Source organism: Candidatus Thiodiazotropha endoloripes, from assembly GCF_001708965.1.
Lineage (GTDB): Bacteria > Pseudomonadota > Gammaproteobacteria > Chromatiales > Chromatiaceae > Thiodiazotropha > Thiodiazotropha endoloripes.
The window spans coordinates 649870-665358 of the sequence record NZ_LVJW01000003.1 but is presented as its reverse complement, the minus strand read 5'-3'; the positions used below and the strand labels follow the sequence as shown (position 1 = coordinate 665358).

Genomic DNA, 15489 nt, shown 5'->3' with positions numbered 1-15489 from the left:
TCATGTTTTCAGCCACTCATCTAGGATCGGTAATGCACTGTGGCGGGTCAGATCCACATGCAGAGGCGTTACCGAGACATATCCCTGCCTGACAGCATGAAAATCGGTACCGGGTCCCGCATCCTGCTCAGCCCCGGCAGGGCCTACCCAATAGATGGTTCTGCCTCTTGGATCTTGGCTTTTGATCACCGGCTCCGCTTTATGACGATGCCCGAGTCGGGTGGAGACAATACCCTGCAACTCCGAATAGGCAATATCCGGCACATTCACATTCAAAATGACACTCTCACTCAACGGTGCCTCGATCAGTCTTCTGACCAGAATCTCGGCAACCTGTGCACCCGTCTCGAAATGTTGCGGATTGTGGGAGTTCATAGAGATAGCAACTGCAGGCAGACCGAGGAAGCGGCCCTCGGTAGCAGCAGCAACTGTACCCGAGTAGAGCACGTCATCCCCCATATTCGGTCCGGCATTGATGCCGGAAACCACCAGGTCCGGCTCCTGCTCGAGTAATCCTGTGATCGCCAGATGGACACAGTCCGTCGGTGTGCCATCCACCCGAATGAAGCCATTCTCCATGGTCAGGGCACGTAACGGATTGACCAGAGTCAGGGAGTTGCTGGCGCCACTGCGATCCTGATCAGGGGCCACAACCACAATATTGCCGACTTCAGACAGCTGCTCGGCCAGCATCATCAGTCCAGTGGCCTGATAGCCGTCGTCATTACTCAGAAGGATGTTCATAGGGGGCACAATATACTGTAAATATTGATCAGTCTCACCCTCCAAATCCCCAGCGGGTGAACAGCGGGATTGAGATTCTTCTCAACTGCTCACAGGGCCTGTTAACATTAAATGACGAGACACTGAACCCTCAACCTGAAGATGAGCAAAAACAGCGACAAATCCGATGACAAAGCACTCTTCCACGAGCAACTCGGGGATGCTGTGCCACTCAATGAGTCACGCGCGGAACCCTATCGCCGCCGTCTGACGCCCAGACCGCTGAATCTACCGGTTGGGGATGAGGAGGAGTCCTCACAGGACCACTATTCGGATCACGAGATCGAAACCGGGGAGGTACTCTATTTTGCCCGGCCCGGCGTACAAAACCGCCTGATGCACGACCTGCAGCGGGGGTATCTGGAGATTGGCGGGGAACTGGACCTGCATGGATTGACGGTTCGCTATGCCAGAGCTGACCTGGATGGTTTTCTGAAGCAGTGTCATGAGCGGCGGATTCGCTGTGTCCGGATCATACACGGCAAGGGTTATGGCTCGGAAGGCAGACAGCCCATTCTTAAGCACAAACTCAACATCTGGCTACGCCAAAGAGACGATGTCCTGGCCTTCACATCGGCACCCCGCCGGGATGGCGGAACCGGCGCAGCCTATGTTTTACTGCGTAATCCGGATAAGAGCAGTCGCTGATAACCGCTCAGAAGCAGGCGGATGAATCGATTTCGGTGATTATGCGCCACAGGCATTGAAATTCAGCTTAAACCGAGTAAAATGCTAGGTTATTATAATGCAGTACAAGTAACATCACTATCCGATGACGCCTCCCCCCAGACCCGCGACTTGACTGCCGACTCCGGTAAACACCGGACCGATTGAGATCAATAGGAGAAATTGAACTTGGCCATCAGAATCAAGAGTCAATGGCACGATGAGGATGCCGCACGTTCAGCTGATGAGATTGGTGGTGCAATTGCGTTTATTGCCTGGCGTATCGCACTGGACAAGGCGATCACCCTGCATGGGGAGAACTTTGTCTATCACAATGATCAACAGCGCCTGGCGGTGATTGCCGAGTATCTGATCTACGAGGTTCAGATCGCTGATCGTCTGATCCACCAGATGGGAGACGATGAAAACCGGGTGGCGACGATTACTGCCCTGGTGATGAAGCTGGCCGACCACTATCACGAAAACGCCAACGAGTTGCTCGGATCCGGTGACCATGCCAACCATCTGATCGCCCTCTACAACGAGCGATCTGCCGAGTATGCCGAGTTCAACTTCGGCGATCAGGGACCCAGCTACCCATTCCTGCGCCATTTGGGGTATGAGATACAGCAGGTGATGACCAGCGATGAGCACGACAACCGCTGGGTGATCGATCAGGTCATGGATGTGGATGGGCCGGAGGTCTATAAACAGCTCTCCCGTGCAATCAGAAACCTCTTCGATTAGGCCTGTTAATACGACCCAGGAAGTCAATATGCGTCCCATCCAGCTACTTACCATTCTTGAGCAAGAGTTCATCAGTACCCGTGCCGGCCACCACACCCCGGTGATGCTCTGGGGTCCGCCCGGTGTGGGCAAATCGGACATGGTTCGTGAGGTCGCGCATAAGCATCAGGCTCCGGTGATCGACATCCGACTCTCACAGATGGAGCCCAGTGATCTGCGCGGAATACCCTTCCGCACCAACGGCAGCGTCGAATGGGCGATTCCCTCTCTGTTGCCCGATGAACAGCGCCATGGCAGCGAGGGTATCCTGTTTCTCGATGAGATCACTTCCGCCCCGCCCACGGTTTCAGCCGCAGCCTATCAACTGATACTGGATCGACGCCTGGGCGAATATCAGGTTCCGGAAGGCTGGGCCATCTTCGCTGCAGGCAACCGCCAGGGTGACCGGGGGGTTACCTACAGTATGCCCGCACCTCTGGCCAACCGCTTCTCCCATTTTGAGGTAGAGACCAATCTGGATGACTGGGTCGCCTGGGCCTACCGTAATCAGATTGATGAACGGATCATCGCCTTTCTGCGTTTCCGCCCTGAACTGCTGTTCGATTTCGACCCGGCGCATAACCCGGTGGCCTTTCCGTCGCCACGCTCCTGGGAATTTGCTCATCGGGCACTGCAGAAATTCATCGACCACCCACAACTGCTTCAAGGTGCCTTGCAAGCCTGTGTTGGACCGGCCGCCGGGATAGAGCTTCATGCCTTCGTCAACAGCCTGGACAAGATGCCCGATCTGGATGCGATATTACGCGGCGAAGAGGTCTCGATACCCAATGAGATCGATCTGCAGTATGCGGTTGCCTCCGCACTGGTCGGTCGCGCCATCCGGGCAAACGAGTCGGGTAATGGACTTGAGGTGCATGGCCGCATACTCGAATATGCCGGCCGTTTTCCGCAACGGGAGATGGGTGTGATGCTGGTTTCCGATATGCACCGCGCGATCGGTGAAACCCTGTTCAGCGTTCCACAGTTCAATGATTGGGCACAGGCGGTGTCCGATGTGATGCTGTATGAGTGAGAACCCCACTACAAGTGCACTGTCTCATGCTAACCAGGAGTGCTGATGGATCAAGATGAGATCGAGACCAAACTGGCCGCCGCACGGACCAAGCTGATTCTTGATAAACCTTTCCTCGGCGCACTGGTGATGCGGCTTCCCATGCAGGAAGCCAATTCAGACTGGTGTCCGACCACCGCCACTGACGCCAAATCCTTCTATTACAATCCCGAGTACATCGATCAGCTCACCCTCGATGAAACCCAGTTCATGCTTGCCCATGAGGCCTTGCACTGCGCCCTCTCCCATTTTGCCCGACGACAGCATCGAACCAAGCTGCATTGGGATATGGCCTGTGACTATGCGATCAATCCCCTGCTCACCGAGGATGGGCTGAAGCCACCACCGGGATCCTTGATGCTACCCCAGTTCAGCGGCATGACCGCTGAAGAGATCTACCCCTGCCTGGATGAAAACAATGACGACCAACCACTGGACAATCATGTCTATGACCAGGACAACACCAAACAGTCCGGCAGCGGCAAAACAGAAAAGGATATGGCCAACAGCCAGCAGGAGAACCATAACGAACAAGAGGGTGACGAGCCTGATAATCCCAACAGCGGTTCAGGCAACGCCGCCTCACAACCCCCTCCCCTGTCTCCGGATGAGGCTGAGACCCTGAATATCCAGTGGCAGCAACGAATGGCCGGGGCAGCCCAACAGGCGATGCAGGCAGGCAAGCTGGATGGTGCAATTGCCCGAATGGTCGACCATCTGTTGCAACCCCAGCTTCCATGGCGACTGCTGCTGGCGCGGTATATGACCGCACTGGCAAGGGATGACTTCAGTTATCAAAGACCCTCACGTCGAGAGGGAGAATTCATATTACCGAGCCTGCGCAGCAATCAGTTGGAACTGGTGGTTGCCCTGGATACCAGTGGCTCGATACAGGATCAGGAGATGGGGGAGTTTCTGGCCGAGATCAATGCACTCAAAGGCCAGATGCGGGCCCGAGTCACCCTGCTCGCCTGCGATTCAGCCATTGCCGAAGAGGCTCCCTGGGTCTACGAATCCTGGGAGGAGTTCGAACTGCCTGAAAAAATCACCGGGGGTGGTGGTACCAGTTTCAATCCGGTTTTCGAGTGGATCGCGGAGCAGGACCAGAGCCCCGATCTGGTAGTCTATTTTACCGATGCGGAGGGGGCCTTCCCCCCCCATGCACCCTACTACCCGGTCATCTGGCTGGTCAAAGGCAAGCAGAAGACCCCCTGGGGTCAGCGCATCCAACTCAACTGATGTCTGCAGCAAAGTGTCGTGCCGTGAACCCAGGACGATGTCGGGATTTGATTACAGTGCTTTCTTCAGTGTGAAGGCACCACGTAGATCACCAGGCTTGTAACCACGCGCCTCATCTGCGGGATAGAGCTCCTTGAGCTTAGCGCTGACCGGCTCGGCAAGTTCAGCACCGTGACACTTGGTGCAGACTTCAGCGGTCGGAATTGCCTTCATCATACGGAAAACCTTACGGCCGTCTTCTTCAACCACTTCCGCTTTGATCATCTTCATCGGATCTTCACCGTCGCTTTTACGGTTTTCAAACTCGTTCAATACAGCGGTTTCCCAGGCATCGGCACGATTCTCAGGATTACGCACCTTGAGACTGGTCCGAGCCACAACCCAACCACTCATCTGGGAGTGGGCTTCTGTAAGACTGGGAGCAACGGTATTACAGGTTGAGATGGTTGCGACCGGGCCATTCTCTTTCATGCCCTTCTGCAGTTCACCTTTCAGATCACCGAAATAGGCTTTGATCACCCCTTTACCCTCTTTGATATTGGCCTGCATGGCCTGATCTGCCTGAACGCCTCCGCTTAGGAAAATGGATGCCAGAAATAAAACTACACTTTTCTTCATCATGGAACTCCGTTAATTGATACCCAATGTAAACCGGTCGGGATCAAAATCCACACGACTCCCAGCCGGCCGGTTGGTCGTGAGGCGCTAGATTAAAGCAATTACCCAAAAAGACAACCTCTTCATTCTTAAAGATTTATTGAGTTTTAGGTAAAACCGAACATTGACCCATTAAGCCGCAAAAGAGACCAATGACTCAATCCACCCATAATTTTATTTCATCCGTCCAGCAACCCAGGGCCGACTATCACCGCTACAGATATGGCGCTAAGATGGCATGGACTCGATAACTCGATACAATGGACGTGTCCGATTATGGGCACTCCCCATAAGAGTTCTGATTCAGGAACTATTCTGCATTCACAGGTATCAGTAATTGGCATGGCAAGAACACCACTGAATATCCGAATCACGCTCCTCCTGCTGGCATTGATACTTCCCACAGCCAGCGCCGTCACAGAAGAAGAGAGCATCAAACTGCCTGAACTGGGCTCCCCATCAGATCAATACCTGACACCTGCGGATGAGATCAGGCTTGGCCGTGAATTCATGCAGAGCGTCAGAAAAACAAGCCCGGTAATGGATGACCCGTTGATTGCGGAATACATTCAAACCCTGGGTGAAAAACTGCTCAAGCAGAGTGAAGCCATCGGTCAGGAGTTTAACTTTTTTGTCATCGAGCGCCCTGAAGTCAATGCTTTTGCCGGTCCAGGCGGTCATATCGGTATCTACAGTGGACTGATACTCGCTACCCAGAGCGAGAGTGAGCTGGCCTCTGTGATCGCTCATGAAATCGCTCATGTCACTCAAAAACATCTGCTGCGGGCCTTTGATGCGGCAAATCAGATGAGCGGCAAGACAGCCGCCCTGCTACTCGCCTCCATCCTGGTCGGCGCCGCCACGTCACCGGATGCCGGGATTGCCCTGGCCACCGGCGTTCAGGCCAGTGCCGTACAGGAGCAGATCAACTTCACCCGGAGCAATGAAGAAGAGGCTGATACGGTGGGTATCAAGATTCTGGCTAAATCAAACTTCGATCCCCGTGCCATGCCGGTTTTTTTCGAGCGACTGACCCACGCCAGCCGCCTCTATGATTCGGGGATACCGGAGATTCTGCGCACACATCCGGTCACCACCAATCGCATTGCTGACGCCCTCGGAAGAGCGGAGACCTACCCCTATAAACAGTACCCTGGTGATCTGACCTATTTCCTCACCCGTGAAACGCTCAGGGTCAGATCCTTCAAGGATACTAAGGCTGCGGTAAAGCATTTTGCGACAGGACTGGAGGAAGGCCGCCATCTGAATCAGGAGGCGCATCGTTACGGCTACGCCTTGGCGCTGAAGGCCGACCATCAGTATGACAAGGCAGAAAAGGCGATTGAAAAACTGCTCAATAAAGCACCACAGCAACCGGAGTATGTGTTGCTCTCCGCTGAAATCGCCAAGCATCAGGATGAGACGGAAAAAGCGCTGAAAATGCTTGAGACCTACTATCAACTGATGCCCGAAAGCTACCCGATCTCAATCGCCTATATTGAGGACCTGACGGATAACAAGCGTCTCGCAGAGGCAAAATCCGTGGCCCAGCAGACCCTAACGCTCCACGACAGGGATCCCAGGCTCTATCGCTTACTCAGCAAGATTGAGCAAAAGGCCGGCCGGAAAGCTGAATCCCACCGCATGCTGGCAGAGTCCTATGTGGCCAGAGGAGAGTATCACCCTGCCATCCGACAGCTGGAGATTGCATTGAAAGAGGCGGAACAGAGCGATTTCTATCAGACTTCCAGAATCGAATCGCGGCTGCAAAAACTTCGCGATCTGGTCAAAAAAGAGCAGTAAGCCGACCTGGGTTTGATAACACCAATCCAACTCACCAGGAGTTCGCTAGATCGATCGGAATCTCACCCATTCCAGGCCAGCCCCAGATAAAAAACCATACCGGCTTGCCGCTGCCACAGTTCATGGCCTAATCAGGCCCGATTTCGAGCGTCACCCCAGCCATTTCACAATCTTCAGGCCAAATCGGCTGGGTTTGAGCCATCAACCATGCCATACCCCGTAAAACCCGTGGTTGGGATAGCATATAACTCTAATTCCGGAAAACCCCTACCCGAAGCAGAATAAACCCAAGCCTTTCATAAGGGTGCCCTGCTGCTAACATCACAAAGCACTAATATTTCAAAATTTTTTGCTTGATATCGCTCTCTGATTCGGTATTCTTACGATCTACCTGTAAAGGTAATGTTTATCGGCAAATCCGTTTAAATAAAAAGAAGCCGGTAAGAATGCATCCTCGATAACGAAATAAACACTGGAGGACATGGTGCACAGCTGTCGCAACTTTTTACTGTAAAAGTTGTTCTAAGCCACTGACAAACATGAGTGACCGTGAGTGATCCCAATACCGAACCGGTAGTTGATGGTGATCCAGTTGATTTTTCATAGCGGAAACAACATGTCTTGCGAGGCACAATAATTCAAGACGACAGCTTTATTAATGCCAATGACCCGGCAAATCTGATTGCAACGGTTGAGGGATAAATCCCGACCAAATTTTGTCACAGAGAACTGGGCAATGAAATTGACCAACCCATTCAGTTTCATAAAACAAACGTTAATCACTAACCTTTCTCAGTCTGGAGAGAATGAATGAGCAATGAAATGAAACGCAGGATCTTCCTCAAAAGATCACTCGCAGCTGGCTCGGTAGGTGTCGCTGCCGCTACCGGACTTTTGGCTCCTCAGCAGGTTCTGGCTGCCTGGAACAAGGCCGCTTTTGAAGCTAAGGAGCTCTCTGGTGCACTGGACGCACTGTTGGGCAGTTCTGACATGTCAGAATCTGCAGACATTAAAGTCAAAGCACCGGATATCGCAGAAAATGGTGCCGTAGTACCAATCACAGTTGATGCCAGCATTGATGGCGTCGAATCAATCGCAATCATTGCTTCCAATAATCCAGTGCCTCTGGTTGCCAATTTCGTCATGGGACCAGGTGCAACCGGTTTTGTCTCTACCCGTATCAAAATGGGTAAAACTGGCGATGTCGTTGGTGTTGTCAAAGCGGGCGGCAAGCTCTACAGCGCCAAGAAAGAAGTCAAAGTCACCATTGGTGGTTGCGGCGGCTGATCGCAGCTGATTCCGTCAAGCACATAACGAATACGAGGTATAGAGCATGGCTAAATCGATCAAGATCCGCGCCAAAGAGAAAGGTGGTGTAACCACAGTTAAGGCCCTGATGACCCATCCAATGGAGACAGGTGGCCGTAAAGACAAGAAGACCGGTAAAACCATTCCGGCTCACTTCATCCAGGAAGTGGTTTGCAAGCACAAAGGCAATACCGTGATGATGGCTGAATGGAGTGGTGGTGTTTCCAAGAACCCCTACATCTCCTTCAAGTTCTCCGGTGCGGCCAAAGGGGATGATATCGAACTCGGCTGGACCGACAACACCGGTAAGAGCGACAGCATGACCAGCAAGATCAAATAACGATCTGCTGCAGTAACGGCTGTTCATATCGTATCGATTCGATAAAATAAAAAGGGCGCATTACGCGCCCTTTTTATTCGCAGGTTTGCCAACCAACAGCGTTAACTCTCTTTTTTCTCCTCATCGGAAGATTCCTCTTCCAGCAATTTCGCCCACTCCTCTTCCAGCGAGCCTGGCTCAAATTCCGCTTGCTCCACTTCCGAGCTATCCATTTCAGGTATTTCGATATCGATGGAGTTGAGGTCGTCCACCATCGATTCACCGCTCTGCCCGGTTACCTCACTGCTTTCAGCAGAAACTTCCGCTTCGGCCTCTGATGTTACATCACTGGCGGTTTGCCCCTCGGCTTCAACGGTCTCGTGCATCATATCATCAGCAATCTCCATCACTTCATCGATGATCTCTGAGACCTCTTCATCCACATTGGCAGAGTCCGCAGCCACCGATTCCACATCCGGTATTTCCACATCCGGTATTTCCACATCCGGCACTTCAATATCAGAGACGTCCGTATCAGAGGCTTCCACATCTGGAATCTCCACATCCGGCACACTCTGATCTGGAATATCAGAGTCAGCTTCAGCTACAACCGGTTGTTCAATCTCTGTCTCGACACTCTCCTCTTCCAGCTCTGATAGAGAGGATTCGGTTAACTCCTCCTCAGTCATATCCGGGATGACCATATCATCATCGCTGTCGGGTTCTGTGCCAGTTACTGCTGCTTCTGCCGGAGGTGGCTCCGCTGCCACTTCAGCAGCTACGGATTGAGCCTGATCAGACGGCGCATTGGCCTCCTGACCGGCAACCGCTGTCGCTTCCACTGGAAAACCGCCATCACCATCAGCAAACATTGTTGAGTATTCATTCAGCATACGACCCATGGTATCCATGGTCACTTTGAGTTCTTCCGCAAGTCGCTCATTCTCTGCTTTCAGCGCTTCAACCTCGTCACTGCTGACATCGTCCGCACCACCGCCACCACTGACATTGCCAGCCAGCGCCTGATAGGCCAGTACCAGATTCTCCACATCCACATCGATCTGTTGCAGATAGACCTGATCATCTTTGAGAAATCCGTTTAGCATATTCTGATAGAGCGTCATCTCCGTCTGTATGATGCCATGCAGCGTCTGGTCAAGCTGGGGACTCTGCAACTGATACTGCTCCTCCAACAGTTTTTTCAACCGCTCGGAACGTTTCTCCTTATCACTCTGCACCCGCTCTGCCAGATGATTTGCCGCTTTCCGTATCCGTTGTTTGCGAAGCAGTGTAAACAGCAGTAAAAGTCCACTCAGAATCACCAGCCCGAGCATGACTTCGGCAATGATCATTGCGCTCAATGAACTGATTTCGATCATTCTGCTTTCTCCTGCTCAGCTTCAGCTGATGCCTCGGGAGACGCCTCAACCAGACTGATCTGATTGTTCCGATTTGATCTGCGGATCCACCAGAAGACACCACCACCAATCATGATCAACAGCAGATTGATAACACCGAACCAGATTGCAGCTCCCAGCCACCCCTGCTCCTCTTCAGGCGCAGGATCTGGTTCCGGTTCCGGTTCCGGTTCCGGTTCCGTTTCCGGTTCCGGCACCGGTTCAGCGACAGGTGCAGGCTCAGGTACCGGTTCAGGAGGTGTTGGCACCGGTTCCGGCTCCGGTGGTTTCATTCCTTCAACCTCAGCCGGACTGTCTATATAGTCAACCACTGCGCCATCCAGGGTACGTGCCTGAGCTTTCAGGGTAACCTTTCTGGAACCGGAAAAACCCATCAGATCGATCACACCGACCGCTTCCCCACCCGCAGAGGATGACTGCAGCGAGAGCGGCAGCTCATTCCCTGATTGATCCTCCAGCCAGGCTTCCACCTGCAGCGAACCGGGTTCGATCAATTTGGCATCGGCACTCAATTGCAGATCCAGTGTCTTGCCATCTTCACGGGGTTGCAGATTCATCTCCAGCGGAGGCACGACCTGATAGGTGGTGCGCCGCTCCCGGTTGAATGTTGCTCCCCGGGCATTGATGATCAACTCACCGACACCGCTGTTCAGAGCTTCCCCACCAAAAGTCATCGTGAAGTAACCATCTCCAGCCTTTGCATCCGGCACACGCCCATCATCCGCGAGTGGCCTTGGCTCAGAGTCACCAAGAATATCGCTTCTGTTGGCAGCGATATTCACTTTCTGCAAAAACTCCTGTTTACTAATGGTCTTGCCGTGATCGGTAAAACTTACCTGATAGTCCAGACTCGATCCGTGAATGATCCGGTTGGGAAGATCGGTGGTCACCATTTTCAGATCAGTCACCACCATCACCCGATTGTCCGGATCCGCTTCAGCCCGAATTCGCCATTCACCTGATTTAGGGTCGGATATGGTCAACATATCGTAGCCCTCATCCCGATGCCAACTGACATTCGCCGGTGCATTTTCCGCATTGTATGACTGACCTTCGGGGGGAATGACTTCTGTCGGCTTGGCTCCCGGTTTATGGAAAACCAACAGGGTCGCTTCGGTAATGCTTGGATCAATGGTGAACTTGTTGTCTTTCAGGGGTACGGAATCGGGTTTGCCAACCTTCTCAAAGATTCTCAAAAAGACCTTTTGCAGCTGATCCGCCGTCTCGGTCTGTTCATACCAGCCGCCAGTCTGACCTGCCAACTCCTGCATCAATTCGTGATCTGCATTTTTCGACAGAGCGATGGTATGCACGGTAACCTGATGCTGTTTCAGTCTGGGTAGTATTTTCTTCAGAATTCGCTGCTTGGAGGCGGCATTCTTCTTTTTATCTTTGGAGATATCCACCATACCGTCAGTCAGCAGAATGACACTCCGACGATAGGGCCCCGGGGGACCACTCCAATCTTCAGTGGATCGTTTGAGCGCATCCTCAATATTGGTGAACTGGCCAGGGGAACCGATCGATTTTGAGCTTTTTCTGGCTTTCTGCTTCCACGCTTTATCCACCTGTCCAAGGGGGATCTGCATATTCACATATTGACCGAATGTCCAGACCCCGGCACGCGTCTCTGATGACAACAGGCCTACCAGCAGACGAAGCGCCGGCCGTCTCAGGTTTTTCGGATCATTTTTCTTCATGCTCCCTGAAACATCGATCAGAATGCGTGCATCGGCCTTCTCAGCCGATGTCTTGGCCACAGCCGCCGGTACCGATATAACGGATAAAACCAGTGTGGCAATGAGAACTCTTTTAGCAATTCCTTTCATCATTCTGGAGAAACCCCGACTCTATTACCCGCCGTACTGAGGACAAACTGGCTGTTGAGACTCAATTCAGCCCAATCCTTTTATGTAGCTTTGCCGGATCTTCTGTTTCTGTTGGTTACCGGCTCTTCCCAGGAGATGCAGGGACACTTACCCTGTCAACCCGGCCAAGAGTCAAATACAAAGCCCTATCACTTTAACGGCTAACCAGGGTAGCTCTTTAATTCCTAATCACCCGGCTGGGTGAAATCTCGATCAGACAAAGTGAATAATCGGCAGGATGGGTGGTTCAGGGCTGTATTTTATAGGGTGAGGGGATCCCATCAGGCTGTTTGGCAAACCGCTTGTAGGACCATTGATACTGGGTCGGGAACATGTTGATCAGGGTTTCCACACTCTGGTTCAAGGCTCTGGCGGCTCGTAGCGGATCAGCATCCGCAATTCCCTCGGGAGCTGGCAGATAATGAATATCGTAGCCTCGCCCACCCGACAGGCGCTCAGCACAGGCAAGGATCACCTTTGCCCCGGTCTTTCTGGCAAGTTTGTTGGTCAGCAACATGGTCAGTGCCGGGTGGCCGAAAAAAGGCGCAAACGCAGCACCCCGTTCGGATTTCGGTTGCTGGTCAGGCAGAATCCCCGTCATGCCGCCCGTTTTCAGCACCTGCAGAATACGCTTCACACCACGATTGTCGGTCGGCACGAGTTCAGCCCCACCCCGCTCTCTGGCTTGTTTGACCAAATCACCGAAGGACTCCTTTCTCGGTGGACGGTATAGGTTGGTCAATCTGCCCCGACGCTGCAGTTCCACGCCGACGATTTCCCAACAACCGATATGGGGTGCAAGTATGATCAACCCCTGCCCTTCATCCCGTATTAGGTGCTCCTCGCCATGAATCGTGTTGATCATTGCCAACACATCATCCAGAGGTCGAAACCAGATGGCACTCATCTCCATCAGAGTACAGCCGATCTGCTGCATTGTCTGATTACGCAATTGATGCCGCTCGACCTCATCCATCCCGGGGTAGCAGAGACCCAGATTGATTTCAGTTATGCGCAGCTCCCGATTGGGAATCAGGGTATAGAGTCTGCCCAGCATCCGACCCAAAGCATGCAACCAGGTGAGAGGCAGACGATGCAGGGAGTACCAGAGTTTGAAAAGAATCCGCTCTAACATGACCGTGGATTGTACACAAAATCGCAGCATTAGCTTATCACTATTAACCCGTCGACTGAGTCTGCCGAATTAACCGGGAAAACTTCCCTTTTCAATGGCCCTGTAAAACCCATAGATTGTTTTCATCCATAAAGCATCTAACATATTGAGAATAAGATATACCACAGAGGAGGCTCTCATGAGCGACCAAAAACTACAAAATCTGACGCCACAGCAGGCTTGGCAAATGATACAGGATGACTCCAGGTCCGTACTGGTGGACATCCGCTCCACCATGGAGTTTCTGTTTGTCGGACATCCCAAAGGCGCGGTTCATGTACCCTGGATCGATGAACCGGAGTGGACAGTCAATCCCCATTTCGTAACCGAGATCCGAAAGTTGCTGCTAGGGGGGAGTATCTGCACCATTGATGAGGGTTGCGCACCAGTGATACTGATCTGTCGCAGCGGCAAGCGCTCACTGGAAGCAGGAAAAGCACTGCTCGACGCAGGATTTTTTCGGGTCTTCCATATCGATGAAGGATTTGAAGGTGATCTTGATGAGGATCATCAACGTAGCACCTTGGGAGGTTGGCGCTTTCACGGCCTACCCTGGGAACAGTGTTGAGACAATCAATCGGACCCTCTGCACCGGGTTGACCTGAAGGTCGGGTGCGGAACCACCTAGTGCACAGGCCCCGGGATACTATCAACGGCTACTTTTGTGTGTAACAATCTCCTGGCCAGGTATCAAAACGTATCATATTGGATACACTGAACATGGATCAGTAACAGCAATTACTAGAATGGTATTTAATCAAAAGAGGGGATTTTCCTGCATCGATGTGGTAAATATCACTCTGCTGGATAGACAGTATTGCAACAGGGAAGAGCAAACTGTTCGGTCATCAGGTTTTTGGCAGCATCGTACTAGCTGAGGAAAATTTGTTTAGACCACAGATGGAATCAAAAAAGCGATCGAAAGGCTTAGCAAAGAAACACAGGGAGGTTTTCAATGCGACAGATAAAACTCATACAGTCTCTATTCTTACTTTCTCTCTTGAGCAGTCTATCCATAGGCAATCAGTTACATGCCATGCAGAGCGGTTATCTGGATGCGATAAAAGCTGACTACAGAGAGTTCAACAGCGGAATATTTGAACCACCACCGGAATCAACCTGGGTCGGCACAGTCAGTACAGATACCAGTAACGCCGGTCTCACCTACGAAAATCTGCAAGACTTTTCCCTGTTTCTAAAGAAAGCCTCTCCAGGCAGCTTCATCTTCTACAACAAATTACCTGACCAATATAAGGATCAGTTGCATCAGCAGTATCTTAAGACGGGCAACCTGGACGAGATCAAAAAGGACATTTTCAAATATTCAAGTGAAATCAAAAAGCAGAATCCCAACTAAGCTTCTGCTCATCAATTTAGCTGTAGCGAAAGTCTATGAACATTCTATTTAAGCCAGGCAAATGGTTAAGCTGCCTTTGCGTATTATTGATCTCCTTTTTTATTGCTACAACAGCCTTTGGAGACGTCGATAGCACGTTGGAGTTACCAGTAGAAAATGAAATCCCCAACGCTGAAGAGATCGCCAGACAGGTCTACTTTGCCAATCACTTTTACGCTTTTAAGAACTTCTCCATTGAGCGCCGTGGTCGCACAATGACCGTACTGATCAATCGCTCCTCCAGCGGTAAAGTCACTGCCACCGCATTGGAACGTCATCTGAACAACAATTACCTATCGGCCGAAGACGAAGCGATTCAATCACGAGACCTGGCAATCTTCCATTCCGGCAAATTGCGGGGCACCGGAATGTTGATTACCGAATACAAAGATGAAGAGAAAAACAAAGACTATATGATCTGGCTGCCCGCCCTGAGGAAGGTCAGGAGATTCGCACAACCCCAACACGATGATGCCTGGGGAGGCAGTGTCTTTACATTCGGCGATGTCACCTTGAGAAAGCCTGAAGATGAGGAGCATGAACTGATCGGCAAGAAAAAACTGCGTACCTGCCTGGGCACCATCGACGACCTCGAAGGCAAGCACTATCGCTACGTCGGGGAACTCCCGGAACGTAGCTGCCGCCATATCAACAAAGAGGTTTATGGTTTAAAGAGTACCACCAGGTTTGACTACTGGTGGTACGACCATCGGATCAGTTACATCGACACCTCAAGCTTTGCCGACTATCGCACCCTCTATTTCAAGGATGGCGAACTGATCAAAGTCATCGACAGAGACTGGGGACTGGTGGACAGTGATAGGGACAGCGATCCACGGGCACTGTTCTGGAAATACTGGTATGGTCTCGACCTGCGAACCGGCCAGGAGAGTTGGGCAGTAATTCCACAAAAAGTGGTCAGTTACAATAAAAAGCGCAGAAACTCATTCTGGACTGAAAAGACTTTACGCAAGATCAAGCGTTGAATTGTTTGCGGTTC

The 15489-nt window shown here is 51.9% G+C and carries 15 protein-coding genes; 10 read left to right on the top strand and 5 right to left on the bottom strand.

The window, feature by feature from the left end; translation table 11 throughout:
- On the bottom strand, positions 1-744 hold the full coding sequence (surE, locus tag A3193_RS03090; RefSeq protein ID WP_069004705.1) for a 5'/3'-nucleotidase SurE: 744 nt from the start codon (positions 742-744) through the stop codon (positions 1-3).
- A 141-nt stretch (positions 745-885) separates the two neighbouring features.
- Here surE and A3193_RS03085 point away from each other — a divergent pair, with 141 nt between their 5' ends.
- From A3193_RS03085 to A3193_RS03070, 4 genes are all read left to right on the top strand, one after another.
- Positions 886-1431, top strand: coding sequence for a Smr/MutS family protein (locus A3193_RS03085; RefSeq protein ID WP_069004858.1), 546 nt, complete (start codon positions 886-888; stop codon positions 1429-1431).
- Between the two features lie 207 nt (positions 1432-1638).
- Positions 1639-2196, top strand: coding sequence for a hypothetical protein (locus tag A3193_RS03080; RefSeq protein ID WP_069004704.1), 558 nt, complete (start codon positions 1639-1641; stop codon positions 2194-2196).
- 28 nt (positions 2197-2224) lie between these two features.
- Entirely contained in the window at positions 2225-3268 is a 1044-nt protein-coding gene (locus A3193_RS03075) for an AAA family ATPase (protein ID WP_069004703.1), read from the top strand.
- 45 nt (positions 3269-3313) lie between these two features.
- Positions 3314-4546, top strand: coding sequence for a vWA domain-containing protein (locus A3193_RS03070; RefSeq protein ID WP_069014059.1), 1233 nt, complete (start codon positions 3314-3316; stop codon positions 4544-4546).
- A 51-nt stretch (positions 4547-4597) separates the two neighbouring features.
- On the opposite strand, the gene A3193_RS03065 is transcribed toward A3193_RS03070, so the two are convergent.
- On the bottom strand, positions 4598-5164 hold the full coding sequence (locus A3193_RS03065; protein ID WP_162272507.1) for a Tll0287-like domain-containing protein: 567 nt from the start codon (positions 5162-5164) through the stop codon (positions 4598-4600).
- Positions 5165-5545: 381 nt separating this feature from the next.
- On the opposite strand from A3193_RS03065, the gene A3193_RS03060 reads away from it, so the two are divergent.
- The 3 genes from A3193_RS03060 to soxZ all read left to right on the top strand — a co-directional run bounded on the left by A3193_RS03060 (position 5546) and on the right by soxZ (position 8654).
- Positions 5546-7006, top strand: a complete 1461-nt coding sequence (locus A3193_RS03060) for a M48 family metalloprotease (protein WP_069014057.1) — start codon at positions 5546-5548, stop codon at positions 7004-7006.
- 810 nt (positions 7007-7816) lie between these two features.
- On the top strand, positions 7817-8293 hold the full coding sequence (soxY, locus tag A3193_RS03055; protein WP_083218261.1) for a thiosulfate oxidation carrier protein SoxY: 477 nt from the start codon (positions 7817-7819) through the stop codon (positions 8291-8293).
- Between the two features lie 46 nt (positions 8294-8339).
- Positions 8340-8654, top strand: coding sequence for a thiosulfate oxidation carrier complex protein SoxZ (gene soxZ / locus A3193_RS03050; protein ID WP_068988116.1), 315 nt, complete (start codon positions 8340-8342; stop codon positions 8652-8654).
- 101 nt (positions 8655-8755) lie between these two features.
- Here the strand turns inward: soxZ and A3193_RS03045 are convergent, their stop codons facing one another.
- From A3193_RS03045 to A3193_RS03035, 3 genes are all read right to left on the bottom strand, one after another.
- Positions 8756-10012: a hypothetical protein gene (locus A3193_RS03045; protein WP_069014056.1), complete on the bottom strand. Its 1257-nt coding sequence runs from the start codon at positions 10010-10012 to the stop codon at positions 8756-8758.
- A complete protein-coding gene (locus A3193_RS03040; protein WP_083218541.1) occupies positions 10009-11883 on the bottom strand; it encodes a vWA domain-containing protein in 1875 nt (624 codons plus the stop codon). Before A3193_RS03040 ends, A3193_RS03045 begins: the two co-directional genes overlap by 4 nt.
- Before the next feature lie 283 nt (positions 11884-12166).
- Positions 12167-13084: a lysophospholipid acyltransferase family protein gene (locus A3193_RS03035; RefSeq protein WP_083218259.1), complete on the bottom strand. Its 918-nt coding sequence runs from the start codon at positions 13082-13084 to the stop codon at positions 12167-12169.
- A 148-nt stretch (positions 13085-13232) separates the two neighbouring features.
- Between A3193_RS03035 and A3193_RS03030 the strand changes: the two genes are divergently transcribed.
- The 3 genes from A3193_RS03030 (at position 13233) to A3193_RS03020 (ending at position 15475) form a co-directional block, all read left to right on the top strand.
- Entirely contained in the window at positions 13233-13661 is a 429-nt protein-coding gene (locus A3193_RS03030) for a rhodanese-like domain-containing protein (RefSeq protein ID WP_069004696.1), read from the top strand.
- Between the two features lie 387 nt (positions 13662-14048).
- Positions 14049-14450 carry a hypothetical protein gene (locus A3193_RS03025; protein ID WP_139116945.1) on the top strand — a complete coding sequence of 134 codons (402 nt, stop codon included), beginning with the start codon at positions 14049-14051 and terminating at the stop codon, positions 14448-14450.
- 137 nt (positions 14451-14587) lie between these two features.
- On the top strand, positions 14588-15475 hold the full coding sequence (locus tag A3193_RS03020; protein WP_235614886.1) for an outer membrane lipoprotein-sorting protein: 888 nt from the start codon (positions 14588-14590) through the stop codon (positions 15473-15475).
- The last annotated feature ends 14 nt before the right edge of the window (positions 15476-15489 follow it).